This is a genomic window from Luteitalea sp. (genome assembly GCA_009377605.1).
In the GTDB taxonomy this organism is placed as follows: domain Bacteria; phylum Acidobacteriota; class Vicinamibacteria; order Vicinamibacterales; family Vicinamibacteraceae; genus WHTT01.
Window position 1 is genome coordinate 42,161 of sequence record WHTT01000022.1, and the last position, 25,209, is coordinate 67,369.

The 25,209-nt window shown below is 65.0% G+C and carries 22 protein-coding genes; 15 read left to right on the top strand and 7 right to left on the bottom strand.

The window, feature by feature from the left end; genetic code table 11:
• The first annotated feature begins 75 nt into the window (after positions 1 to 75).
• From GEV06_09630 to GEV06_09655, 6 genes are all read left to right on the top strand, one after another.
• A complete protein-coding gene (locus GEV06_09630; protein MPZ18157.1) occupies positions 76 to 1,575 on the top strand; it encodes a hypothetical protein in 1,500 nt (499 codons plus the stop codon).
• Positions 1,260 to 2,306, top strand: coding sequence for a TetR family transcriptional regulator (locus tag GEV06_09635; protein ID MPZ18158.1), 1,047 nt, complete (start codon positions 1,260 to 1,262; stop codon positions 2,304 to 2,306). Before GEV06_09630 ends, GEV06_09635 begins: the two co-directional genes overlap by 316 nt.
• Positions 2,306 to 3,043 carry an ATP-binding cassette domain-containing protein gene (locus GEV06_09640; GenBank protein MPZ18159.1) on the top strand — a complete coding sequence of 246 codons (738 nt, stop codon included), beginning with the start codon at positions 2,306 to 2,308 and terminating at the stop codon, positions 3,041 to 3,043. Before GEV06_09635 ends, GEV06_09640 begins: the two co-directional genes overlap by 1 nt.
• A 285-nt stretch (positions 3,044 to 3,328) precedes the next feature.
• Positions 3,329 to 3,565: a hypothetical protein gene (locus GEV06_09645; GenBank protein MPZ18160.1), complete on the top strand. Its 237-nt coding sequence runs from the start codon at positions 3,329 to 3,331 to the stop codon at positions 3,563 to 3,565.
• Between the two features lie 4 nt (positions 3,566 to 3,569).
• Positions 3,570 to 4,805, top strand: coding sequence for an efflux RND transporter periplasmic adaptor subunit (locus GEV06_09650; GenBank protein ID MPZ18161.1), 1,236 nt, complete (start codon positions 3,570 to 3,572; stop codon positions 4,803 to 4,805).
• 90 nt (positions 4,806 to 4,895) lie between these two features.
• Positions 4,896 to 5,645 (top strand): SDR family oxidoreductase, encoded by a 750-nt coding sequence (locus tag GEV06_09655; GenBank protein MPZ18162.1) that lies wholly within the window; start codon positions 4,896 to 4,898, stop codon positions 5,643 to 5,645.
• A gap of 16 nt (positions 5,646 to 5,661) precedes the next feature.
• Here the strand turns inward: GEV06_09655 and GEV06_09660 are convergent, their stop codons facing one another.
• The gene (locus tag GEV06_09660; protein MPZ18163.1) at positions 5,662 to 7,878 is read right to left on the bottom strand and encodes an FtsX-like permease family protein; all 2,217 of its coding nucleotides are present in this window, start codon (positions 7,876 to 7,878) and stop codon (positions 5,662 to 5,664) included.
• 259 nt (positions 7,879 to 8,137) lie between these two features.
• Between GEV06_09660 and GEV06_09665 the strand changes: the two genes are divergently transcribed.
• Entirely contained in the window at positions 8,138 to 8,467 is a 330-nt protein-coding gene (locus GEV06_09665; GenBank protein MPZ18164.1) for a PadR family transcriptional regulator, read from the top strand.
• Between the two features lie 66 nt (positions 8,468 to 8,533).
• On the opposite strand, the gene GEV06_09670 is transcribed toward GEV06_09665, so the two are convergent.
• Both GEV06_09670 and GEV06_09675 read right to left on the bottom strand, forming a co-directional pair.
• Positions 8,534 to 9,097: a Uma2 family endonuclease gene (locus GEV06_09670; GenBank protein ID MPZ18165.1), complete on the bottom strand. Its 564-nt coding sequence runs from the start codon at positions 9,095 to 9,097 to the stop codon at positions 8,534 to 8,536.
• A gap of 151 nt (positions 9,098 to 9,248) precedes the next feature.
• Positions 9,249 to 11,579, bottom strand: coding sequence for a TonB-dependent receptor (locus GEV06_09675; protein ID MPZ18166.1), 2,331 nt, complete (start codon positions 11,577 to 11,579; stop codon positions 9,249 to 9,251).
• 123 nt (positions 11,580 to 11,702) lie between these two features.
• Between GEV06_09675 and GEV06_09680 the strand changes: the two genes are divergently transcribed.
• Together GEV06_09680 and GEV06_09685 are read left to right on the top strand one after the other, a co-directional pair.
• A complete protein-coding gene (locus tag GEV06_09680) occupies positions 11,703 to 13,001 on the top strand; it encodes a sensor histidine kinase (GenBank protein MPZ18167.1) in 1,299 nt (432 codons plus the stop codon).
• A gap of 22 nt (positions 13,002 to 13,023) precedes the next feature.
• Complete coding sequence (locus GEV06_09685; protein MPZ18168.1) at positions 13,024 to 13,575, top strand: response regulator; 552 nt, start codon at positions 13,024 to 13,026, stop codon at positions 13,573 to 13,575.
• 13 nt (positions 13,576 to 13,588) lie between these two features.
• Here the strand turns inward: GEV06_09685 and GEV06_09690 are convergent, their stop codons facing one another.
• The gene (locus GEV06_09690) at positions 13,589 to 15,493 is read right to left on the bottom strand and encodes a CocE/NonD family hydrolase (GenBank protein ID MPZ18169.1); all 1,905 of its coding nucleotides are present in this window, start codon (positions 15,491 to 15,493) and stop codon (positions 13,589 to 13,591) included.
• Between the two features lie 135 nt (positions 15,494 to 15,628).
• On the opposite strand from GEV06_09690, the gene GEV06_09695 reads away from it, so the two are divergent.
• A complete protein-coding gene (locus GEV06_09695) occupies positions 15,629 to 16,618 on the top strand; it encodes an aldo/keto reductase (protein MPZ18170.1) in 990 nt (329 codons plus the stop codon).
• 23 nt (positions 16,619 to 16,641) lie between these two features.
• The gene (locus GEV06_09700) at positions 16,642 to 17,160 is read left to right on the top strand and encodes a hypothetical protein (GenBank protein ID MPZ18171.1); all 519 of its coding nucleotides are present in this window, start codon (positions 16,642 to 16,644) and stop codon (positions 17,158 to 17,160) included.
• Between the two features lie 40 nt (positions 17,161 to 17,200).
• On the opposite strand, the gene GEV06_09705 is transcribed toward GEV06_09700, so the two are convergent.
• Positions 17,201 to 18,562 carry a hypothetical protein gene (locus GEV06_09705; protein ID MPZ18172.1) on the bottom strand — a complete coding sequence of 454 codons (1,362 nt, stop codon included), beginning with the start codon at positions 18,560 to 18,562 and terminating at the stop codon, positions 17,201 to 17,203.
• Positions 18,559 to 19,452 carry a hypothetical protein gene (locus tag GEV06_09710; protein MPZ18173.1) on the bottom strand — a complete coding sequence of 298 codons (894 nt, stop codon included), beginning with the start codon at positions 19,450 to 19,452 and terminating at the stop codon, positions 18,559 to 18,561. Before GEV06_09710 ends, GEV06_09705 begins: the two co-directional genes overlap by 4 nt.
• 293 nt (positions 19,453 to 19,745) lie before the next feature.
• On the opposite strand from GEV06_09710, the gene GEV06_09715 reads away from it, so the two are divergent.
• Together GEV06_09715 and GEV06_09720 are read left to right on the top strand one after the other, a co-directional pair.
• Entirely contained in the window at positions 19,746 to 20,741 is a 996-nt protein-coding gene (locus tag GEV06_09715; protein ID MPZ18174.1) for a LacI family transcriptional regulator, read from the top strand.
• 56 nt (positions 20,742 to 20,797) lie between these two features.
• Positions 20,798 to 21,352 (top strand): hypothetical protein, encoded by a 555-nt coding sequence (locus tag GEV06_09720; GenBank protein ID MPZ18175.1) that lies wholly within the window; start codon positions 20,798 to 20,800, stop codon positions 21,350 to 21,352.
• Positions 21,353 to 21,420: 68 nt separating this feature from the next.
• Here the strand turns inward: GEV06_09720 and GEV06_09725 are convergent, their stop codons facing one another.
• Complete coding sequence (locus tag GEV06_09725) at positions 21,421 to 21,954, bottom strand: peptidylprolyl isomerase (GenBank protein ID MPZ18176.1); 534 nt, start codon at positions 21,952 to 21,954, stop codon at positions 21,421 to 21,423.
• A gap of 428 nt (positions 21,955 to 22,382) precedes the next feature.
• Between GEV06_09725 and GEV06_09730 the strand changes: the two genes are divergently transcribed.
• Positions 22,383 to 24,530, top strand: a complete 2,148-nt coding sequence (locus GEV06_09730) for a prolyl oligopeptidase family serine peptidase (protein ID MPZ18177.1) — start codon at positions 22,383 to 22,385, stop codon at positions 24,528 to 24,530.
• Between the two features lie 16 nt (positions 24,531 to 24,546).
• Positions 24,547 to 25,200: a peptide-methionine (S)-S-oxide reductase MsrA gene (gene msrA, locus GEV06_09735; GenBank protein MPZ18178.1), complete on the top strand. Its 654-nt coding sequence runs from the start codon at positions 24,547 to 24,549 to the stop codon at positions 25,198 to 25,200.
• Positions 25,201 to 25,209 lie beyond the last annotated feature (9 nt).

The following is a 25,209-nucleotide window of genomic DNA, read 5'->3' on the forward strand; positions in this document are numbered from 1 at the left end:
AGCCCCCCGGCGCAAGGGGTTCAGACTGCGTTAATTAGCTAATGATATCCTCGGGAGCATCGCCGGTCCAACCAAATGCGCGCTCAACGTTGGCTCATCGTTGCGGCCCTGCTCATCGCGTTGATGCCCCCCCTCTTGCCGCTCTTCGTGCCCCCTTCGGGCGACGCGGCGGGCGGTTGGCTGGCATTCCTGGGCCGCTTCCACCCCCTCCTCGTCCATTTCCCAGTCGTCTTGGTGCCGCTGGCGTTTGCGCTCGACCTCGTGGCCGCTCGGCCCGCGCGTACGCGCTCGCTCGAGGTCGCCGTGCCTCTCCTCCTCGTGCTCGGGGCGGTGAGCGCGCTGGTGGCGTTCACGCTCGGTGTGCTGCTCGCGCGGGGCGAAGGCACGACGGGAAGCATTCTGTCTCGCCATTACTGGGCCGCGAGTGGCGTCGTGTCCACGATGCTCATTGCCGCGGCGCTACGCGTGATGGCGGCACACGCGTCCGGCCCGCGCATGCTCCAACGTTGGCTGGCCGGCTCGCGCGCGGCGCTCGCGCTGGCGCTTCTGCTCACGGTGTGGACCGGCCATCTGGGCGGTCAGCTCACGCACGGCGAAGCGTACCTTACCGAGCACGCACCCTGGCGCCGTGAGGAGCCGCCGCCGCCGATTGGGCCGGACAGCCGGATCTTCAACGCGCTCGTGCAGCCCGTTTTGCGCAAGAACTGCACGACCTGCCATGGCTCCAGCAAGGTCAAGGGCGAGCTTCGCTTGGACTCCTTCGCCCGATTGAAACAGGGTGGGGAGCACGGGCCCGTCGTCCGTGCCGGCGATGTCGACAACAGCGAGATTCTCCGCCGTGTCACGTTGCCGCCGGATCACGAAGAGGCGATGCCGGCGGAAGGGCGACCGCCGCTCAAGGAGGAGGAAGTAGCGATTCTGCGCTGGTGGATCGCGTCCGGCGCATCGGAGGCGGTGACGCTCGCTCAGGCCGAGAGCCCGCCTGGCGAAGTTGCGCGATTGCTCGATCGCGCCACCAGTACCGGACCCACTGGGCCACTACCGCTGGAGGAGGCCGCCAGGCTTGCGCGAGCCACTGGGCTCGTCATTACGCCGGTCTCCAGCGATGCACGCGATGGTCTCCGCGTCAGCGCATTCAGCCTCACGAGCGGTGGCGTCGATAGGGCGCTGGCAACGCTCACGCCGCTCGCCGCGTTCGTACGCGAGGCTGACCTCTCGCACTCCGATGCCACCGATGCCTCAATTGCCACCTTGGCAGGCTGGACCAACCTGCGCACGTTGAACCTCGCGTTCACGGAGATCCGTGGCCGGGGTCTGGACCGACTCCGCGCGCTCACCCAGCTTCGCACGCTGAATCTCGCTGGCACGCCGCTGGATCCGGCGGTCGGGCACGCGCTGGCGAGGCTCGGCACCTTGAGACACCTCACCCTCTCCGGCACACTGCTCGCCGAGGGGGACATCAAGACCGTCGCGTCGGCGATCCCGAACTGCACGATTGTGGCGGAAGGCGATTTCGTCAAAGGGTCGAAAGACCAAGAGACCAAGAGCAACACCCCCGACGCCGCAGCGCGGTGAGGTCGGGCGCGCTCGCCGAACGCGCCGTGCCAGAATTAGACCGATCGGTTCGACCGCTCGGTCTACCAGCAGTCGGGCTGATCTCGAGGTCCGCCGTGCCGCGTCCCCGCTTTCTCAATCTCGATCAACCTCGTCGCGACCGCTTGCTCGAAGCCGCTGCCGAGGAGTTCGCCGCTCACGGATACGACCGGGCGTCGCTGAACAAGGTCATCGAGCGGCTGGGCCTGAGCAAGGGACAGTTCTATTACTACTTCGACGACAAGGCTGATCTCTTTCGCACGGTCCTCGATTGGGCGTGGCAACGCGTCCTGCCCGACACGCTCTTCGACTTCAACCGCCTCGAGGCGGATACCTTTTGGCCATCCTTGGAGGAGATGGGTGAACAATCGCGTGAGTTGATCCGTTCGATGCCTTGGTGGGTCGGTCTCTGGCGCCATCTCTACCATGCGCCCGACGATCCCGCGGTTCGTCAGATCGTCGCCGACAAGTTCGAGCTCGTCCAACAGCTCCAGCTCTCGCTCGTCCAGCGCGGTCAGGAGATCGGTTGTGTGCGTCGCGACATCCCGACTGATCTGCTGTTGGCCCTGGTCTTTGCCTTCAAGACGACGTCGGACCGTTGGTGCGTCGACAATTGGGACGCGCTGACGGGCGAGCAGCGCGACACGCTGCCGCATCTGCTGTCCCGTGTAGCGCGTCGCATGCTCGAGCCGGCGACTCAGGAGGTCGAGTGATGCCGTCCGATGGCAGCAACGTCGCGACTGCACGGTCCCCCGTCTTCGACATCCAAGGCCTGACGAAGGTCTACGTGATGGGCGAGGTCGAGGTGCAGGCGCTGCGCCAGGTCGACCTGCAGCTCAACGAAGGCGAGTTCGTCGTTCTGCTGGGCCCGTCCGGATCTGGCAAGTCGACGCTGCTCAACATCCTGGGCGGTCTGGACGTGCCCACGAGCGGCCGTGTGACCTATCGGGGCCAAGATCTCACGGCGGCAGACGAGGCGGCATTGACGCAGTATCGCAGGCAATACGTGGGCTTCGTGTTCCAGTTCTACAATCTGATCCCGAGCTTGACCGCGCGGGAAAACGTCGCACTGGTGACCGAGATCGTCGAGCAACCGCTCACGCCTGAAGAAGCCCTCGGCCTGGTCGACCTCGAGCACCGTCTGGACCACTTTCCCTCGCAGCTCTCGGGCGGCGAGCAGCAGCGCGTCGCCATTGCTCGTGCGATTGCCAAGCGCCCCACCGCACTGCTCTGCGACGAGCCGACCGGCGCGCTCGACGTCACTACCGGCATCATCGTCCTCGAGGCCCTCGCCCGAGTGAACGCCGAGCTGGGCACGACCACTGTCGTCATCACACACAACGCCGCCATCGCGAGCATGGCCGATTCCGTCGTCCGGCTCGCCGATGGACATGTGGCCTCTGTCGAGCGCAACGCACGCAAGCTCTCGCCGCGCGACGTGTCTTGGTAACGGACCAGACCATGCGACTCTCGGCACTCAACCGTAAGCTGCTCCGCGACCTGCTCGCGATGAAGGGTCAGGCGACGGCGATCGGGCTGGTGATCGCAGCCGGTATGACGATGTTCGTGACCTATCTCTCGAACTTCGACTCGCTCCGGCGTACGCAGCAGGCGTACTACGAGCGGCAGCGGTTCGCTGACGTGTTTGCCTCGCTCAAGCGCGCGCCAGAGCAGTTGAGGGAGCGCATTGCCGCGATACCAGGCGTGGCGCAGGTCGAGACTCGAGTGGTCTCGAATGTCGTCTTGGACGCTGCTGGCGCTGCCGCTGGGCGCCCTGCTCGGCTACGGCCTGATGGCGCTCATTGCGCAATCGATCGAAGCCGAGCTGTTCCGCCTTCCGCTCACCGTCACGCCGCAAGTCATGGCGTGGACGGCGCTGACCATCATCATTGCGTCGTCCGTCTCCGGATTGGTCGTGCGTCGTCAGCTCGATCGGCTCGATCTCGTGGGCGTGTTGAAGACTCGGGAGTAATGCGATGTTGCAAATCGCGGTAGCGCGGCCCTTTCGGGGCGCCGTGGGACTCTTGAAGAATCGTCGGGTGCTGCTGGCGGCGTTGGTCATTGCGGTCTTGCTCACGATCGCACTGTGGCCGCGGCCCATGGAGGTTGATCTCACGACGGTGACGAAGGGCCCGCTCCTGGTCACGATCGACGAGGAGGGTGAGACGCGGGTGCGGCAGCGATTCGAGGTCACCTCGCCGGTGGCGGGCGAGGTGCTGCGGATCAATCTCGAGCCGGGCGATCCGGTAACCGGCGGCAAGACGGTGCTAGCGACCGTGCGACCGTCGGCGCCGACGCCGCTCGACGCGCGGTCGCGCGCCGAGGCCCAAGCCGCCGTGCAGGCGGCCGAAGCCACGCTTGGGCGGGCTCAGGCAGAACGGGATCGCGCCGCGACGGTGCTCGCGCGGTCCAAGCAGCAACTCGAGCGTGCAAGCAATCTGATCGAAGGCGGCGCCATCTCCCGCGACGAGTTCGATGCGCGCGAGACGGACGCCCGTACGGCGGAGGAAGCACTGCGGGCCGCCGACTTCGTGGTCACGCAGGCACAGCGCGATGTGGACGTGGCCCGCGCGCGTCTGGTGCAGAGCAGCGGCAACAGCCTGGGCACGGGCGACATCCCGCTCCTGGCCCCCGTCGACGGCGTCATCCTGAGACGTCTTCGTCAGAGTCAGACCGTCGTACCCGCAGGTGAGCCGTTGTTGGAGGTGGGAGATGCGAACGGCCTCGAAATCGTCGCCGATCTCCTCTCATCCGACGCCGTGAGGATCAACACCGGCGACCGTGTGCTGATCGAGCAGTGGGGCGGCGGCAAAACACTCGGCGGCCGCGTTCGCCGGGTCGAGCCGTCCGGCTTCATGAAGGTCTCGGCCCTCGGCGTCGAGGAGCAGCGGGTGAACGTGATCATTGACTTCGAGGATCCAGAGCTGGCGTCGCGCGCGCTTGGCGACGGCTATCGCGTCGAGGTTCGCGTGGTCATCTGGCAGGAGGACAACGTCCTCAAAGTGCCAACCGGCACGCTCTTTCGACGCGGGGACCAGTGGGCGCTGTTTGTCGTCGAGGATGGACGCGCGCGTTTACGAACGATCGAGATCGGTCAGCGCAACGGCGCGGAAGCTCAGGTGCTCGACGGTCTCCGCGAGCGCGAGCAAATCGTGCTGTACCCGCCGGACACGCTGGCCGATGGCGGCCGGGTGGCCCAGCGGGCCGTGTGAGCATTTGTCCAACAGGCTGAACGGCAGCGTCGCCCCAGCGACATCGCGCGTTGACTTGCGTGGAGCACACCGCGAGAATTTCGACCAGGCATGGGCAGGCTCGCGCACAAGGTGGCGGTGGTGACAGGAGGCGCACACGGCATCGGCCGTGCAATCGGCGAGGTCTTTGCCGAGGAGAGCGCCACGGTCTTGATCGTCGACATCGACGAAGCGGCAGGCAATCACGTGGCGGAGCAAATCCGGGAGCGGGGCGGTGACGCCACATTCCATCGCGCGGATGTCTCCGTGAAGGAAGAGGCGGCGCGTGCCATCCGACTGGCGGCCGAGCGGTCTGGGCGCCTTGACGTTCTCTGCAACAACGCCGCCTTCATCGGTGACTTCCACGACGTCATGCAGGCAACCGAGGACGAGTGGCAGGGGTCGATTGGCGTCACGCTGATGGGAACCCATCATTGCACACGCGAGGCGCTCACCTGGATGCTGCCGCAGCAGCACGGATCGATTATCAACATCGTCTCTGTCCAGGCGATGGTGGGTTGCCCTACGTCTGTCGCCTACACGACGGTCAAGGCCGGCCTGCTGGGATACACGCGCAGCGCCGCCTATGACTACGGCCGACAGAACGTTCGGGTGAACGCGATCTGTCCAGGGCCCATTCAGACGCGCATCTCACCTGCGCCAGGCGAGCCGCTCTACGAGTACCAACTTCGCAATACGATGCTCGGACGGGTCGGCCAGCCGCGCGAGGTCGCCCACGCTGCCGCGTTTCTGGCTTCCGACGAGGCGTCCTTCATCACCGGCGTCGTCTTACCGGTGGATGGCGGCTGGACAGCTATCTAGGTCGGGCTCGCCGCGGTCATTCCACCCTGAGCACGCCCATTGGCTGGACGCGCATTGCTTTTCGCGCGGGCAGGTAGCAGGCGGCAGCGCCGACCAGAAGCAGCGCCGCGGCCACGACGACATAGCTGACCGGATCCGATGTGCTGACGCCGTAGAGCAGGCTGCCGAGCGCGCGCGTAGCGCCGAGCGCCAAGAGCACGCCGAGTCCAACGCCCACGCTCGCAAGCGTCATTCCTTGGCGCACGACCAGCCATAGAAGACTCCGCGGCGTTGCACCGAGCGCCAGCCGGATGCCGAGCTCTGGGCGGCGGATCGCAACCGCGTACGACAGTACGCCGTACGTGCCGATCATCGCGAGCGTGAGCGCCAGGAGACCGAAAAACCCGAGCAACTGTACGTTGAAGCGACGCGGCGCGAGATAGTCGCTCAGAAGCGCGTCGAATGAGTCCACGCTCGCGGCCGCGAGGGTCGGGTCGACACGACTGACCGCGGCGCGCAGCGCTTCGGCGCTCACCGCGCGGCCCGATCCGCGCACGACCATCCCAACAAATGGGAGCGGCGACTGCGCTGCTGGCATGTAGAGCCACGGCTCTGGCTCCTGATCGAGGGCCAACGGGCGCACGTCCCCCACAACGCCGACGATCGTCGCCCAATACGGTTGACCGTCCTCCGGCCCTTCGAGGTCGATGCGCCGACCGATCGGATCGACCCCTGGGAAGTGCTCGTCTGCCAGCGTGCGGCTGACGATCACCACAGCGGGCGCGGCCGCCGTATCGGCGTCCCTGAAGTCACGCCCGGCGACACGAGGGATTCGCAGGGCCGTGAAATATCTCGGGCTGACAAAGGCGATGCCAACCGATGGCTCCTGGCCTGGCTCAGTGGACTTTCCCTCGATCTTGAAGCTCCTCTTACCACTACTGCCTCCGTACGGTAGCGGGAATCCCGACGAGACGGCGTCGGCGCCAGGCAGGCTTCTGATTTCGTCGCGCAACCGGTTCACGAATGCCGCACGCGACGCGTCGGTTCGGTATCGCGCCTCAGGCAGGGCAATCTGCATCGTCATGACGCCGTGTGGATCGAAGCCGGGGGACACACGTGTCAAGCGCACGAGACTTTGCACCAGGAGCGTCGCGCTCACGACCAAGACGACGGCGAGGGCAAGCTCCGCCACGACAATCGCATGCCGGAAAAGCCGATGGCCGCGATGACCGATGGTTCGCCCGCCGCCTGCCTTCAGCGCCTCGTACACCGACAACCGGCCCGCGAAGAGCGCGGGTGTCAAGCCGAAGAGAAGACCGGCACCAACTGAGACCGCGAGCGTGAATATGAGCACGGCGTAATCCAACCGGATCTCGCCGAGCCGAGGGAGATCCTCGGGAAGCAGGCCGACCAACAGCTCGAATCCCCACAGCAACAAGACGAGACCGGCGAGGCCGCCGGCCACGCCGAGCGCCACACTCTCGACGAGCAGCTGGCGCGTGAGCCGCGTGCGGCTCGCGCCCAGCGAAAGGCGGACCGCCATCTCGCGCTGTCGTGCTGCGGATCGCGCGAGTAGGAGATTCGCGACGTTCGCACAAGCAATCAACAAGACAATGCCAACGGCTGCCAAGAGCACCCACAACGCAGGACGGATGTTTCCAACCAGATCCTCGTGGAGCGACACGACCTCCGGACGAAATCTCGCGTGGTCGTCTGGAAATTGGCGTTTCAGGTCAGCTTCGATTGCGTCGAGATCCGCTTGAGCGGCGGCAATCGACATGTCCGGCTTCAGCCGGCCGATCATCTCCAAGTAGCGCGCACCCCGAAACTTTCGCATGCTGTCGATGTTGCCGAACGACAGATCCGGCACCTCCTCAGCCGCGGTCACCCAGATCTCGCAGTCACGAGGCAATTCGAAATCGGGCGGCATGATCCCCACGACTACGAACGGCTCGTCGTTCAGCGTGAGCGACCTACCCACGATGCCGGCGGCGCCGCCGAAGCGTCGCTGCCAGACGCCGTGTCCCAGAACGGCAAGCCGGCCGCCGTGCTCGCTCGCCATCCTTGTCGTGAAGCCCTGGCCCACTGCGGCGGAAACGCCCACCACATCGAAGAAATCCCATGAGACTTGGATACCACGCACCCGCTCTGGCGCGGCGCCGCCTGACAGGTTGAACGAATCGAAGCGGTAGACGGCAGCCGCATCGAACGAGCGGGCGTCGTCTCGATAGTCCAGGAAGTCTGGAGCGGACATGGCAACATAACGATTGCCTCACCTTCTCTCGCGCCGCGCCACAGACCTCCGAAAAGGGTCCAGGAGCGCGGGCCCTCAACAGCGGCCGTCCGTTGCTTGCCGCGTGTCGCCTCGCACTGGTCGAGGCCTCGCCACGCCGACGGGTCGAACCGGCACCTTCTTCGAGGCGCGGGCGCACGATACGACTCGAACGAGACGCATTCCCCTTGATTACCGACAGGTCCGATGATAGCCTCTTGTTGATAACCAAGGGAACCAGATGAGCAAACCGACGAATCTCGTACAAGGGACGCTCGACCTCCTCATTCTCCGGGTCATCGCGCTGGAGCCGATGCATGGGTGGGCCATCGCGCAACGCATCCGCCAGATGTCCAACGACGAGCTGAAGGTGGGGCAGGGCTCGCTCTACCCAGCGCTGCACAAGCTCGAGCAACAGGCCTGGATCGAGGCGGAGTGGCGCCCGAGCGAGAACAATCGCCGCGCGAAGTACTACAGGTTGACGCGCGCTGGCCGAAAGACGCTAGCCAAAGAGACGGCGCAGTGGGAACGGCTGTCGGCCGCGATCTCCCTCGTCGTACGACCGACGTAACGAGCCGATGGGAGGAGAGAAGGTTCAGCCTGGTCGAATGCTCTCGACAGGACAGCTCGGGCTGCTTCACAGATCTGTGAACAGGCGGGCCAACTCGTACTGAAACCCTGCCAGGAGATCGCCGCCCTCGAGCGTCTGATCCGCGCTGAGCACACGCGCATGGCCATCGGGAGTGTAGACCGTGAGCGTGCGACGCGCTGGGTCCACGACCCAGACAGCGCGCGCGCCGTGCGCGAGCCAGTCGTGCACCTTGCGACGCACATGGCCAGGCCGGTCGTTGGGTGACAAGACTTCGATGGCGAGGTCTGGCGCGCCCTGGATATACCCTCGAGGCAGCGTCGTCGATCCAATACGCTCACGCGAGACGAACGAGACATCCGGCGCACGGACGGTGTCCGGATCACTCTCCAACTTGAACCCAACTTCCTGCGTCACGAAGCCTAGCCCACGTGCCTCGACGAAGGTGAGAAGCGCCGCCAACAGCCGGGCAGCGTACACTCCGTGCGAAAAACCTGGCTGCGTCATCTTGACTACCGCGCCCCTGATGAGCTCGTAACGGAACCCATCGTCCGGCGGCATACGCAGCATCTCGTCGGCGGTGACCAACTGAGGCGAGATTCCCACGGCCATAGACTACCTCTCTCCACGTCCAGGCGTAGTGCGAAACGCATGCCGGAAATCGAGCGGTCGATTTCCCCGCAATTCGACACTCACACGAAACTGGCGTGGCGAATTCTGCGACTGAAGACGATGATACATCGTCAATTTCTGCAAGGCTCGCTCAATGGGGCCACGCAACGCTAAGGCCGACATGCGCGCTGCGCGGCAATCCTGGAGCGAGCTCTTCGCCTCTCGAGAGCGTATATGAAGCCGTCTCCGCGTAGCGCGCATCGGTAGCGTTGAGGAGGCTGGCATACAGACGCACCCTCGTAGCAAGTGCGATCTCGCCTCGCATGTTCAGCAGGGTGTGTCCTTCGTAGCGGTGCGTATTGGCAGCATCCATCCAATATGAACCCACGCGCGATACATCGACACCGAGCGTCATCCGCGCACGCGGCCGGACGGTAACCGCAGCGTGCCAAAGCCCGCGCGGCGCGCTCTCCATCTCCCCGCCGCTGTAGTCGAGACCTTCGGCTGGGTCTACGCGCCAGGTCACATAACGATGCCGCGCATGGCTATAGGCCACTGAGGCGTCGAGCCAGTGTCCGTGTCTCCATTCCGCGCCGATCTCCACGCCGCGATGGCGCGTACGCCCGGCATTGGTGGCCTCCGTCGTCCCATCCACTGGATCGCGAAACGAGAGGATATCGTCACGCTTCACGAGATCGTACCAACTCACTTCGGCCGAAAGGCCGCCGCGTAGCCTGAAGCGCGCCCCAACCTCACGGTTCGTTGCACGGACGGGACGCAGGTCGACCGTGTCGAGGGCGGTGCCTTGACGAAAGAGCTGACCCTCCGATGGCACACGGAACGCGGCACGGTGCGATGCGAACAGGCTCACGTTGTCACTGACACGCACGGTCGCGCCGATCTTGGGCGTCACGCGGTCGTAGTCGCGCGTCGTGCTCGGCGGTCGTTGATAGCGCGGCAGCGGCGGTGTCGTGAGTTGGTCCCGATAGCGGTACGCTGCGTGGTCGTACCGCACGCCGGTTTCGAGGCGCACGCGATCGATTGGGGATGCCGCGACGGCAGCATACGGCGCCACCTGTCGGAAGGTGACGTCGTAGTCATAGACGAGCGCCTGTTCGCCGTAGCCAGTAAACACCCTCTGGCCTTCGGGAAGCGTGCTCGTCTGCACGGAGAGCAGCCGCTCGGTGCGACCACCTGGACTGACCTCGGCGTCGAGCCCGGCGGCAATCTCCGTCCGCCACACCGGCAGGTCGCGCCGCACGCGCGCCAACAGGCCGTAAGACTGATTGTCGGTGTCGTACACGGTCGGGTCGTAGGTCAGGCTCCAGTTCGGCAGCAACGCCATCCGGTTGTTCCTGTAGTACGCGATCACATTGATCAGCGTGCTGCCCTGCACATGCCGCAGGTCCGTCGAGGCGCGAAGCGCCTCCACCTCACGAAACGAGATCGGCGTGAGATTCAGACGCGGATTCTCGATGTAGTCGTCTCGTGACAAGGTCGAGGAGCCGGCGGTCTGCTGATCGATGCGACCGTACGACACGAGCGATTTCAGAAACGTCGCGCTCCCAAGCGCGCGATCCCATCTCACCGATGCGCCACGCCGATCGTAACCGGTGGCATCGCGCCAGCCGTCGGTGTGCGTGAGATTGACATCGACGCGCACGCCATCGGCGCCCCGGCTCGCGTTGCCGCCCGCGAGCACTCGCCGCCAGCCGAACGGCCCACCCTCGAGCGACGCCTCGAGAGCGGCTGGCCCGAGCGCCGGACGCGTGGTGACGTTGACGATCCCTCCGATGGCATCGCTCCCGTAGAGCACCGATCCGGGGCCTTTGGTGACCTCAATACGCTCGGCTGCAGGCAGGTTCGCCTCGTACAGCGCGTTGTGATTGAAGAACCCGGTCGAGCGCATTGGAACACCGTCTTCGAGATACAAGTAGACCGGGCTCGTGGTGAGCGGCTGCCGGATGGCCGTCATGTGGCCTTCGCCACCTGTCGTGTTCACCCACACTCCCGGTACCGTACCCAGGAGCTGGCTTGGATGTGTGGGCTTCACGTCGGCGATCCGCGTGCGCGAGAGCACGCCCACCGAGACAGGCGTCTCGCTCTTCAGTCGCTCCTCACGGCTATCGGTTACCGTCACCTGCTCGGTCAGGCCAAGGGCGAGCTGCACGTCGATGGGCGCCACGTGTGCAGGGCCAACCGACACACGCCGCGGTTCGGCCACTTCTCGCTCGCCGATCTCGAACGTCACATCGTAGGCGGCTGGAACCGCCGACACCTGCACGGAAAAGCGTCCGGTATCGTCGGTGACAGCCACGATCCGCCGCGCGGTTACAGCGTCGCGGAGGGTAATCTTCACGCCGGCAACACCCACGCCGTGCGCGTCGATCACACGCCCCTCCACGACCGCGCTGGGTTGGGCGAATACAGGTGTCACGAACAGCAGAAGGAGGAACCCGACCAGGGCCGTTACGCGGTCCACCGCGCCACTCTACCAACGCCCTACAGCCGGCCGCGTGCGGCATGTTGTCGCAGGCTTGCGATCGCACCCGGTCACTGCAACCTTCTGAAGTACGATCGACGCTTGGGCAAGGCCACTCGCGCCATGACTCGTTCAATGGACACGCTGCCTCTCGAGGTCACGGAATCGGCCGGAGCGTCGCGCGCGTATGTCAGCCTGGCGTGGCTGCTGAAGGTTCGTTGGGGCGCGGTTCTCGGACAGGCGGCCACCATCCTCATCGCGCACGCGTTTCTCAGCTTCGGGCTGCCTCTGGCGCTCCTGTTCTCGCTGCTCGGGATCGAGGCGCTTTCAAATGCGCTCGCGGGACGCTATCTCTCACGGGGTGGCGTGCCATGGCCCCGCGTGGCAGGCGTGCTGCTGGCGCTCGATTGCTTGCTGTTGACGGTGATGCTCGCCTGGGCGGGTGGCGCGCTCAACCCGTTCAGCATCTTTTATCTCGTCTACATCACGCTGGCGGCCGTCGTCCTCGACGCCCGCTGGACATGGACGATCACCGCGCTCGCGGCGCTCGGCTATGGCTCGCTCTTCCTACAAGCGCTGCAGGCGCCACAGCAGTGGCACATGGCGCTCAGGCTGTCGTCGCACCTCCAGGGGATGTGGTGGGCATTCCTGCTCGCAGCGTCGCTCACCGCTTACTTCGTGCTCCGCCTCTCTCGCCTCCTCGAGTCACGCGAGCGTGACGCCGCGCGTGCCCAGGCGCGCTCGGCACGCCATGCCCGTCTGGCGGCGCTCACCACGCTGGCGGCTGGCGCGGCGCACGAGCTCAGCACGCCGCTGGCGACGATTGCCGTCGCCGCTCACGAGCTGGAGCAGAGCATCGCCCAACTTCCCCACCCGGCGCGCGAGGCGCTGGCTTCGGACGCACGGCTCATTGAAGGCGAACTGCAGCGGTGCCGTGCGATCCTCGATCGGATGGCCGTGCAGGCCGGCGAGCCGACCGGCGAGGCACCTACAGCACTACCGTTGGACGCGCTGCTCGACGAGGCGCTCGCCACGCTCTCACGAGAGGACGCCGCACGCATCCACGTCCTCTCGCCTCCCGCACCGGCCATCGTCCGGGTACCGAGTCGCAGCCTGGTGACGGCGCTCGTGAGCCTGCTCAGGAATGCTTTGGAAGCGAGCCCGCCTTCGTCACACGTGACGCTGGCAGTCACGAGTGCCAATGGCCGGCTGCACCTGCGCGTGGAGGACCGCGGTGCCGGCATGGCACCGGACGTGCTCGCTCGCGCGGGCGAGCCGTTCTTCACCACGAAGCCACCGGGTGCCGGTCTCGGACTCGGGCTCTTCTTGACGCGCGCCCTGGCAGAGCAGCTCGGTGGCGCCCTGCGCCTCGAATCCGCGGCCGGCTCGGGAACGACCGCCACGCTCGATCTGCCGCTCTGACAGTTGGCGCGAACCCTTCCTCATGACACACGCTGCCGACCTCGCCCGCACAATCTTGGTCGTTGATGACGACGCGCGGTTTCGGGAGCGCGTGGTGCGCGCGCTGGGCGCTCGAGGGCTGGAGGTGCGAGAAGCGCGCGACTACGACAGCGCGCTTGCCGCGGCACAGGAAGAGTCACCGGAGCTCGTGCTCGTCGACCTACGCATGCCGGGCCGCTCAGGCCTCGATGTCGTGCGCGACATCAGGCAGCTGGACGTATCCACACGAATTGTCGTGCTCACCGGTTACGGCAGCATTGCCACGGCGCTCGACGCGATGCGGCTTGGCGCCCATTCCTACCTCACGAAGCCGGCGGACGTGGACGCCATCCTCGCGGCATTCGATGAGCATGCGAACGACCCGTCGAGAGACCGGAGGCCGGTGGACACGCCCACACTCGCCCGCGTGGAGTGGGAACACATCAACCGCGTGCTCACGGATTGTGGCGGCAACGTCTCCGAGGCTGCCAGGCGCCTTGGTATCCACCGGCGCTCGTTGCAACGAAAGCTCGGCAAGTATCCGACCGCGCGCTAGTGTCCCTGCGGGGCTAGAGCACACCCACGCTGACCAATGACGGCAGCGCCTTCGAACGATAGACACGCTGCGTGGCTTTCTGGAAATCTGCCTCTCGGGCTTGAAAGATGTTCATGAACTTCTGCGGGTTGATGTCGATGAGGGGAAACCATGTGCTCTGGATTTGAATCATGATGCGGTGTCCCCGCCGAAAAGTGTGGAACGTGTCGGACACCGTGAACTCCACCTTTGTCGGCTTGCCGGGCTCGAATGGCTGTGGCTTGTCGAAGCTATTGCGAAACTTGCCTCGGATGACCTCGCCACGCACAAGCTGCTGATAAGCCCCCATCGTGTTGTCCACCTCCCCGTCCCCGTCTGGGTAGCGGTCTGGATACACGTCGACGAGCTTCACGATCCAATCCGCATCCGTGCCGCTGGTTGACAAGTGGAGGCTCGGAATCAACGGGCCGGCGATGGTCACATCCGTCTCGAGCGGCTCCGTCTCGTAGACGAGGACGTCGGGACGACGAGCAGCGAAGCGCTGGTCGTCGACCATGTAATGCTGCGCCATCCCAGGCGCGATACCTGGGATGAACGGCACGGGCTTGTCTGGATCGCTTACGTACTCGTCGAAGGCGTCCGCGGTGGCTTCGGCCGGAGGATCGAACGACAAGCGACCGTCCGCCTGCAGGTAGAGCGCTCGCGTCACCGCCTCCATGGGCGGCCAAGCATCGAAGCGACGCCACCGGTTCGTGCCTGTCTCGAAGACGTACGCTTCTGGTAGCCCGTCCTTGCCGTCTCCCTTCAGCATGGCATTGAAGAACGGGAGCTCGATGTGCTCTTGATAGAACTTCGAGGTGGACGAATCGAAGCGAACATCGCCCAACTCGTCTCCCTCGCCGCGAGCCCATCCGCCGTGCACCCACGGGCCCATGACGAGGATGTTCTGGGTGCTGGGGCTCTGCGTCTCCACGGCTCGATACACTTCGAGCGCCCCGAACAGGTTTTCCGCGTCGAACCACCCGCCCACGGTCATCACCGCCGGCTTGATGTCCTTCAGGTGGGGACGGATGTTACGCGCCTTCCAGAACTCGTTGCGCGCGTCGTTCGTCATGATCTCGTTCCAGAAGGGAATCTTGTCCTGAAAGAACCGCGCGGTCAGGTTGCGCACCGTGCCATGACGCAGGAAGAACTCGTACCCGTCCTCGAGCCCCTGCTCGAAGGGCGGCCCGGGGTACTCCTTCGTCGGCTTCGTGAACGGCCATCCTGCTCCTGAGAACCACCCAAAGGCGTGCGCGAGCAGGAAGGCGCCATTGTGGTGCCAGTCGTCCGCCGCGAACCAATCGGCCACCGGCGCCTGCGGCGACGCCGCCTTCAACGCGGGGTGTGCGTCGATCATCCCCGCCGCGGCGTAGAAGCCCGGATACGAGATGCCCCACATCCCCACGCGGTCGTTGTGATTCGGTACGTGCTTGATCAGCCAGTCGATGGTGTCGTACGTATCAGTGCTCTCGTCGATGTCGCGCGGTCCCTTCTTCACGTCCTTGTGTGGCCGCAGATGATCGAAGGAACCTTCCGACATCCAGCGTCCGCGCACGTCCTGGTACACGAAGATGTACCCTTCCTTCGCAATGAGCGGAGACGGACCGATCTCCGTGCGGTACCGATCAGCGCCGTAGGGCCTCACGCTGTACGGCGTGCGACTGAGAAGTATGGGATAACGCTCTGACCGATCCTTCGGGGCGTAGACGACAGTGAACAGGCGAACGCCATCGCGCATCCGGACGTAGTACTCATGCTTCGTGTAGTCGGTCTTGACCTCCTCCAGCCCCTGGGCGGCCAGCGCTGGGCGCTGCCCATGATGGGCGGCAAATCCACCGCCGAGCACCAACGCGATAATCGAAGCGATCCACAGACGATGCAGTCGCCGGATGGTCATCCAGTCCTCCTGATGGATGATGATACCTGTGCCCGCTGGTTTTCGGTGGTAGGCAGTGGTCTTCACAACGGAAAGGCTCTGCGATACGGTAGAAGGGTCTAGAGTCCCCGCTCCGCTCATCTGAAGAGAGTCATCATGAAAACACGCACATTGGGTCCGCTGAATGTCTCCGCGCTCGGCCTTGGCTGCATGGGCATGTCGTACGCCTACGGTCCGGCCGATGAAGCCGAATCGCTCCGTGTCCTCCACCGCTACGTAGAGCTCGGTGGCAACTTCCTCGATACGGCTGAGATCTACGGCCCCTACGCGAACGAGGAGCTGCTTGGCCGCTTCCTGCGCCAGGTGCCGCGTGAGCAGATCGTCGTCGCCACGAAGTTCGGCTTTCGATTGGACCAGGCGACGCAGAAGATCGCCGGCGTCGACGGCTCACCGGCGAATGTCCGGAAGGTATGCGACGAGAGCTTGGGCCGGCTCGGCATCGACACCATCGACCTGTTCTACCAACATCGCATCGACCCAAACGTACCGACCGAAGAGACCGTGGGCGCGATGGCAGAGCTGGTCAGGGCGGGCAAAGTGCGCGCGCTTGGACTATCGGAAGCGGCGCCGGAGACGCTGCGCCGCGCGGCTGCCGTTCATCCCATTGCTGCGCTGCAGAGCGAGTACTCGCTCTGGTCGCGCGATGTGGAGCTGAACGGTGTCGTCGCCGCATGCCGGGAGCTCGGCGTTGGATTCGTGCCCTACAGCCCGCTTGGACGCGGTTTCCTGACCGGCACGATTCAAAAGGCGTCGGATATGTCACCTGACGATTGGCGCCACACGAATCCGCGGTTTCAAGGCGCCGCCCTGGAGAAGAACATCCAGCTCGCCGCGCACGTCAGGAATCTTGCCGAGCGCAAGGCGTGCACGCCGGCGCAGCTCGCACTGGCGTGGGTGCTGGCGCAAGGCGAGGATATCGTGCCCATTCCTGGTACCAAGCGCGTCAAGTACCTCGAAGACAACCTCGGAGCCCTCGACGTCACGCTGACCTCCGACGAGCTCGGTGAGATTGACCGCTTCTTCCCGCCGGGGGCCGCCGAGGGCGAGCGGTATGCCGAGGACATGCTGGCGCTGGTCGATCGTTAGCCTCCGGTGGGCAGATCGCACTGATGACTGGCCTTGCTGCAGCGATCGGTGGTGCGGTGGCCATAGCCGCCGTGAGCACGTTCGGTGACTTCATCTGGGCCAGTGCGATCCCAAGTCATCGCCCTCTCTACGGGCTCATTCACGGGACCTTGCTGCTTCTCTGCGTTGGTCTCTACCTCGGCACGTGCTCGGGAAAGGCCCTGCTGGGCGGCTGGGTGGGGGCATTGATTGGCCTCCTAGCCGCCGCCAGCTTCTACGTTCTGCAGCCCACGGCGGGATACTCGGCAATGTTTGCGAGCTGGATTGGCCTATGGGTGGCGCTCGGCTGGCTCAGCGGCCGCGTGCTCCGGAACCAGGCGAGTGTCGCCAAGGCACTGGCGCGCGGTCTGGTGGCCGCGGTGGTCTCGGGAATCGCCTTCTACGCGATATCCGGCATTTGGCTTCCCTTCCGGCCCCGGGGTTGGGATTATCTGGCGCACTTCGGCGCCTGGACGCTTGCGTATCTCCCTGGATTTGCGGCGCTCCTTGTGACGCGCCGCTGACTGGCTACGCTTTCCCCAAGAAGGTAATCCGCTCCATCCTTCACTGGGGATGAACCGGGACGTTCACCATCCCGGCTCGACGCAGTCCTGTCTGGATCTCCTCGTTCTCCATGAACCACGACCACACCCGACCCGTACGGAGGTTCTCTGCGCTCAGTAACGTGATCCCGACGTCGATGCCAATGACGTCCGGGTTGACCCATCCGTCGGTCGGGTGGAACGCGTCGGCAAACCCATAGCGCCCATAGATGCGATCCCCAAAGCGGCGATGCATCTCGCGGAGCGCCGGCAGCGCGACCTCGGGCGTGAACATCAGCGAGCCCGCAGGGGCGCATGGCACGACCGTGCCATCGATCTCCTTGGGGCGCGGCGGTGCGCCCCAGCCGCGGTACCCTTTCTTGCTGTCGGAGGATGTCAAGCCCCAGATGTTCTCACTGTAGCCTGGAAACTCTTTGGAGACATCCATCATGAACTGCCGCTGCGCATAGGTTGCCACCTGAGAGTTCGCGAACCAGTTCGGCTGCGGTCGCACCTGGTCTCGCCAGGCGCGAAAGTCAATCCATGCGTGCGAGTACTGGTGGACGAAGAGCGCTGGCGCCCGATGCACGTAGGTGTACGGCCCATAGGTGAACAGCGGACGCTCCCACGCTGCCCAGGACTCTGATGGCAGCGGATTGGAGCGGGCGCCCAAGCCGAGAATGTACAGGATCATCAACTCACAGTAGTGATCCCAGCGGGCCTTGACGAAGCCGCGCTCCGGCCTGTAGCCCATCGACAGCAAGGTCGGATGGCCGGCGAGCATCCACTCGAAATCGAGGCGGTTGTAAATCGTGTCGACGTGTCGCGCGACCTCCGCATCCTCTTTGAAGCACTGCTTCGCCGTGAGCGCTCCGGCAAGCAGCAACGCGGTGTCGATAGAGGAGGCCTCGCACTGCCACACGCGCTTGCCGTCCCTCATGTCGACGAAGTGATAGAACCAGCCGTGCTCGTGCGCCAGTTCTTCGGCAAAGTAGCGCACCGTCGTGCGCGCGCGGGTGAGGAGCTCGTCGCGCGGCCGCCAACCTCGGTCTGCCGCGATGCACAAACCGGTCAGACCGAAGCCAACCGACGCGATGCTGGCTACGTGCTGGGCCCGCGGATGCGCCGAGCCATCGGTGCGCGCGCGGTCGCGGATGAGGCCGTTCTCGGTAGTGGCCTCCTCCCAGAAGAAGAGAAAGGCCCGCTTCGAAAGGTCCTCGAGAAACGTCTGGTCATCTTTCGTGAGCGTGTAGGAAACGTCGGGCGGTGGCGTCGGCTTCGCGGCACGTTGTGATGTCTGCGTCGCATTGACGATGCTGCGTGCACCGCCACCGACGGCGAGCAGCGTCGCCGCGCGCCACAGGAAGGTTCGCCTCGTAGTCATCGTACCTCGAAGCTCCGGGTCAGCCCACCCTCTGAGCTGCTACTCACGCGGATGCGGAACTCACCCGGTTCGACGACCCACCGCATCTGCTGGTCGTAAAGGCCCAGGTCGTCTGGGCCGATGGTAAAGCTCACGCGCTCGGTGGCGCCCGGCGCCACGGTAACCCGCTGAAAGTCACGCAGAAGCTGTGCTGGCGGTGCCACGCTCGCCACGAGATCCTGCACATAGAGCTGCACGACCTCGTCTCCGGGTCGATGCCCCAGATTGGCAACCTCGACGGAAACCGTCAGGGTGCCATCCGATGAGATGATGCTGTCGCTGCCCGTACCGCCAGGACCAGCGTTGCCCGGCAAGTTCGAAGAGCCGCCACCGGCGGCACGCGCATTGTTCCCGAACGAGCCGGGAGTGAGCTGCGCCAGGCGGAGCGGGTCGCGGCCGTACGACGGCAACGACTCCACCTCTCGGGTCGTCAGCGTGCCACCAATCGTGCCGCCTGCCGTGTTGATGGTCGGGACCGCTTCCGCTGACACCGTCACCGTGTCCTGCGCCCCACCCACTTCGAGCTCCACGTTGACCGACTGCATCTGCTCGGCGCTGATGCCGACATTCTCGAGAACCTCTGACGCGAAGCCCTCCTTTTCAATGGTGATGAGGTAAGGCCCTGGGACAAGACCCGTAAGGGAGAACCCCCCGGTGTCGGATGTCGTGGTCGTCCGTGTCAGACTCGTTTCCTGATTCACAATCGTCACGGTCGCCTCGGGAACGCGCGCCCCAGACTGATCCGTCACGATGCCCTGGATGCCTGCCCGGTACTGCGCACTGGCGATGGCAGCCGGCATCCACGCCAGCAAGGCGAGAACCGCAATCCTCTTGCCAACCAAGGTTTTCATCGTCCACCTCCCCTTCCGACTCCTTCCAGAACGGCCGACGCTCGGGTGCCGCGCAACCGCGGGGACACACCCTCCGGGCAACCGAGCGCAACAGTCGCCCGGGTCGGGCCCGCCAGCGTCGAGACGCCGTGGGTCGAGCCACGTTTATGTCATGACAAGGCAGAATCCTACTAAAACGTTTAACTGATGTGAAGAGGGTGTATCATCCCCCCCGGTCTGTCAAATCGGAGACTCCCTTGACCTCGCGCGCTCGCCCTTCCGCCTCGTCTCACGCCGGTCGCGTCACGCTTCGCGTGCTGGCCGACCACCTCGGCTTGTCGCCGGCGTCGATCTCCATCGTGTTGAACAACGCGCCGGCCGCCGCCGCCATCCCGCGCGCGACGCAGGAGCGCATCCGCCGCGCCGCGGCGCGGTTCGACTACCGCCCCAACACGCTCGCGAAGTCGCTGCGCCGGCAGCGCAGCTTCACGATTGGCGTGGTGTTGCCGGAGATCAGCGAGGGCTACGCGTCACTCGTCATGAGCGGTATCGAAGACGAGTTGTTGCAGGAGGGCTATCTCTACTTCGTGGCCAGCCATCGTCACCGCACGGATCTCATCGACGAGTATCCCAAGCTCCTGCTCGCGCGATCGATCGAAGGGTTGATTGCCGTAGACACGCCCTGCGGCCAGCCGTTGCCCGTGCCCGTGGTTGCTGTCTCCGGTCATCGTCACACACCAGGTGTGACCAACATCGTCGTCAACCACGAGCGTGCCGCCGCGCTCGCGCTCGAGCATCTCTGTGCGCTCAAACACCGCCGCATCGCGGTCATCAAGGGACAGGCGTTCAGCTCGGACACTGCCGTACGCTGGCGCGCCATCCGGCTGGCGGCACGGCGGCTCGGCCTCGAGCTGGATCCGTCGCTCACGGCGCAGCTCGAAGGCGATAGCCCGTTCCCGGAGCTCGGCTACGAGGTCACGCGCCGGCTGGTCGGGAGTGGCCACAAGTTCACGGCGCTCTTCGCCTTCAACGACGTGTACGCCATTGGCGCGGTCCGCGCGCTTCGTGAGGCGGGGCTTCGTGTCCCTGAAGACGTCTCGGTGGTCGGCTTCGATGACATCCCAAGCGCCGCCTACCAGCACCCCGGCCTCACAACGGTCCGCCAGCCTCTCCGAGAGATGGGAAGGCTCGCGGCACAGGTTATGTTGAAGCGGATCGAGTCAACGAGCGGGGCCGATTATCCACGCCTCGTGAGCGTGGACCCCGAGCTCATCGTCCGAGGCACGACGACGCAGCTCGCGCGGAGGTGAGAAGGAACCGGGGATCAATCACGTGGAGATAACACGGCGTGTTATGCTTCACCGATATGGAAACGGGGACTTCGCGGAGGCGTGCGGTGACGTTGGCAGTGGTCCTGCTCGCATCGGCGGGACTCCTACATGCCGTCGCTGTCGACAGGCAAGCGGAGCAAAAGGAAACTCTTCCTGGCGCGCAGAACTACACGCGCGTCGATGCGACCGTCGCGTGCGGCGGCGCGACGAGCGCCGAGGCCTTCCCGGAGCTGAAGCGGCAAGGGTTCGCATCGGTCATCAACCTGCGACAATCCTCCGAGCCGGGCGTCGCCGAGGAGGCAGCGCTCGTGGAAACCGCTGGGCTGGAGTACATTCATTTGCCTTTGGACGCGGGCGCGCCAGACCCGGCGGTGGTCGACAAGTTCCTCTCGGCAGTGGCCGACGAAAGCAACCAGCCCGTGTACATCCACTGCGCCTCGGCCAACCGTGTCGGTGCCGTGTGGGCCATCAAACGGGTGCTGCAGGACGACTGGGCGCTCGACAAGGCGTTGGCTGAAGCTGACGCCATCGGCCTTCGCAGCCCACAGCTTCGGGAGTTCGCCACCGAGTACATCAAGACACACCGGTAGGGCCGCCTCGCCGAGGCGGCCGGATGGCGCGTTCGGCGAACGCGCCCTACCATCGCGACGCTTCACGCTCATTCCGGCGCCACGCGCTCGATGGCGACCCCCTCGATTGTGATGTCCTTGACGGGACGATCGCGACGATCCGTCGCTGCTGCACCAATCTGCTTGATGACGTCGAGGCCGGAGACGACCTCACCGAACACGGAGTGCCGGTTGTCGAGATGCGGTGTGGGTGCGAGCGTGATGAAGAACTGGCTCCCATTGGTGTTGGGACCCGCGTTCGCCATGGAGAGGATGCCTAGCTTGTCGTGGCGAAGGCTGGCATGGAACTCGTCGCCAAACTCATAGCCAGGGCCGCCCGTGCCATCGCCTCTCGGATCACCACCTTGAATCATGAAGCTGTCGATGATGCGATGAAAGATCAGGCCATCGTAAAACGGCCGCGTCACTCCGGCACCGTTGGCGAGGTCGGTCCACTGCTTCGTGCCTTCGGCGAGACCAACGAAGTTGGCAACCGTCTTCGGTGCTTCCCTCTCGAAAAGGCGAACGGTGAAGGAGCCTTCTGTGGTACTAACGTGAGCGTAGACGCCAGGTTCCAATTCCATTCAAATAGCATACTGACTTTTCGTTGGAGGTGACGATGAACGTCCGGTTCTGGAGCGGGCGGCTGCTGCCCTCGCTCGTCACAGTGGTTGTGCTGCCGCTCGCGGCAACCGGGATCGAGCCACCCGCGGGAACCACGGCCGAGCCAACGCCATTGCGGTTGGCTACAAGGAGTGGACCTCTGCGACGTTCCCGCGGGTCCTCGTGGCCGAGATCCAACATGCCAACCCGTACACGTGCTCGTCCATCCAGTTGAGCATTTCAGCTACGACGTACAGCACCGTGTATACCGTCTGTCCACACTTGTGACAGGGCGCGCGCGTGACCTACCTGACGCGCGTGACCTACCCTCGAATTGCCCTCCCGAGGGAAACGGCGTACATTTCCAAGCGGAGGCCCTGTCGTGAAGCGAAGACTTGGTTCCAGTTTCCTGCTCGCCTTCCTGCTCGTGCTCCCCTCGTTTGCCGGACAGCCGCAGGCGCAACGCGAGGCGTTTACGTTGGAACAGGTGCTCGGCTTCACGTTCCCCAGCGAGCTGACGGCCTCACCTTCCGGATCGCGTGTCGCGTGGGCGCTCCTGCAGCGGGGTGTGCGCAGCCTGTGGGTCGCCGACGGCCCGCAATTCGAGCCACGGCAACTCTTCTCCTCGGAGGGCGAGGATGGGCAGGAGTTGACGCATCTGGCGTTTTCCGCGGACGGTCGCCATCTCGTCTACGTGCGAGGCGGCGACCACGGCTCGAACTGGGCGGCCGAAGGTAACTTGATGCCGAACCCCACGAGCAGCCCGGTGGAGCCGAAGACGCAGGTGTGGGCTGTGGCCGTTGATGGCGGCGGCGAACCGACGCTCATTGGCGAAGGTGACGAGCCCGTGCTGGCACCGCAGGATGACGGCGTCGTGTTCAAGAAAGGTCGCGAGCTCTGGGCCGCGTCAATCGATGGTCGCACGCGCGCAGCACGTCTCTTCTTCGCGCGCGGCGACAGCGAATCGCCCGAGTGGTCGCCCGACGGCAAGACGCTCGCGTTCGTGTCCAACCGCGGCGACCAGAGTTACATCGGTCTCTACGGGTCGGCGGAAGAGCCCCTCCGCTATCTCGCGCCGTCGTCGTCACGTGACTCGATGCCCCGCTGGTCGCCCGACGGCACACGTATCGCGTTCGTGCGGCGGCCTGGGCGTGGCGGCCCGATGCCCTCGCCGCTCGAGCCCGAGCCGCAGCCGTGGGCCATTTGGCTGGCTGATGTGGAAACCGGCCACGCGCGCGAGGTTTGGACAAGTCCAGAGACAGCGCGCGGCTCCTATCCCCGCGTGGCGGGCGGGGCCAACCTGATGTGGGGCACGGATGATCGCCTCGTGTTCCTCAGTTATCACGACGGATGGCCACACCTATACGCGGTCGACACCACCGCCGAGAACGGCGAGCCGCAGCTCCTTACGCCGGGAGAGCTCATGGTCGAGCACATGACGCTCACGCCAGATCGCAGCTCTGTGATCTACAGTGCGAATACGGGCGATGATGAGCAGGATGGTGAACGACGGCACCTGTTCATGGTGTCGGTCGACGGAGGCAGCCCAACCGCGCTGACCTCCGGCACCGGGCTCGAATGGGCGCCAACGATCACCGGTGACGGCGAGTCCATCGCCTATCTCGCCTCCACGGCCGCGCAACCTCCGCTGCCTGTCGTGCGCGCGCTTGGTGAGAGCAGCGAGCCACGCACGCTGCTCAGCGATCAGCTCTCGCCTGATTTTCCTGCCAACGCGCTGGTCGAGCCGGAGGATGTGGTCATCAACGCGCTCGATGGCACTCGCGTGCATGCGCAGCTCTTCAAGCAGGTGGCTGGCCCCTCACGTCGCCCGGCCATTGTGTTCGCACACGGCGGTCCGGCGCGACAAATGCTGCTCGGCTGGCACTACATGTTCTATTACGCGAACACGTACGCGATGAATCAGTACTTGGCGAGCCGTGGCTACATCGTGCTGTCGGTCAACTATCGACTTGGTATTGGGTACGGCTTCGAGTTCCACCAGCCGCCACGCGCGGGAGTGCGCGGCGCGTCGGAATACCAGGACGTGCTCGCGGCCGGAGGATACCTGCAGAAGCGCGTGGATGTCGATCCGGCTCGCATCGGCATCTGGGGTGGGTCCTACGGTGGATACCTGACCGCGCTCGGGCTGGCGCAGAATTCTGACGTCTTCGCGGCTGGGGCCGACTTGCATGGCGTGCACAACCGCCTCCAGCTTGCTTCCACAGAACAGCAGGCGGCGGCGCTGGCAGGTGACGGCATCACGCGTGCGGATCTCGAGGAAGCCGCCAAGGTCGCGTGGGAGTCTGCGCCCGCGGCGCACGTGAAGACCTGGCGCTCACCCGTGCTGCTGGTGCACGGAGACGACGATCGAAACGTTCGCGTCGAGCAGACGGTGGATCTCGTGCAACGGCTTCGAGCCGCGGAGGTGCCGTTCGAGGAGATCATCATCCCGGACGACATCCACGACTTTCTGCTCTATCGCAATTGGCTCCGCGTCTACCGAGCCGTCGCGGACTTCTTCGATCGCCACCTGCACCCCGAAAAAGGAACCGGGTAGAAACACGAGGAAGCACATGTTTGAAGAGAAACTGCGGATGCCAACGCCGGAACAGGCGCTCCCAGGTCGTGCCGAGCGCATGCCGATCCCCTCACGCCATTTCGTGAGCAACGCACCGCTCGACGGCCCGTTTCCTGATGGCCTGGCGCTCGCCCTGTTTGGGATGGGCTGTTTCTGGGGCGCCGAGCGGACGTTCTGGCACGCACCAGGTGTCTTCTCCACGACCGTGGGATACGCCGGTGGCCACACACCGAACCCGACCTACAACGAGGTCTGCTCCGGGCACACCGGACATGCCGAAGTCGTGCGGGTCGTCTTCGATCCGGTCGTGACGAGCTATGAAACCCTGCTGAAGCTCTTCTGGGAGGGTCACGATCCGACGCAAGGCATGCGTCAGGGGAACGACGTCGGCACGCAATACCGCTCGGTGATCTTCCACTACTCGGACACACAGCGGCTGGCGGCTGAGACATCGCGTGAGATCTATCAGCGCGAGCTCGGGAGCGCGCGATACGGCCAGATCACGACCGAGATCTTGCCGGCGCCGGATTTCTATTTCGCCGAGGACTATCACCAGCAGTACCTGGGCAAGAACCCAGGCGGCTACTGCGGCCACGGTGGCACAGGCGTCGGCTGTCCGGTTGGGGTCGTCTCGGCGGCGGCGCGCTGATCCACGAGA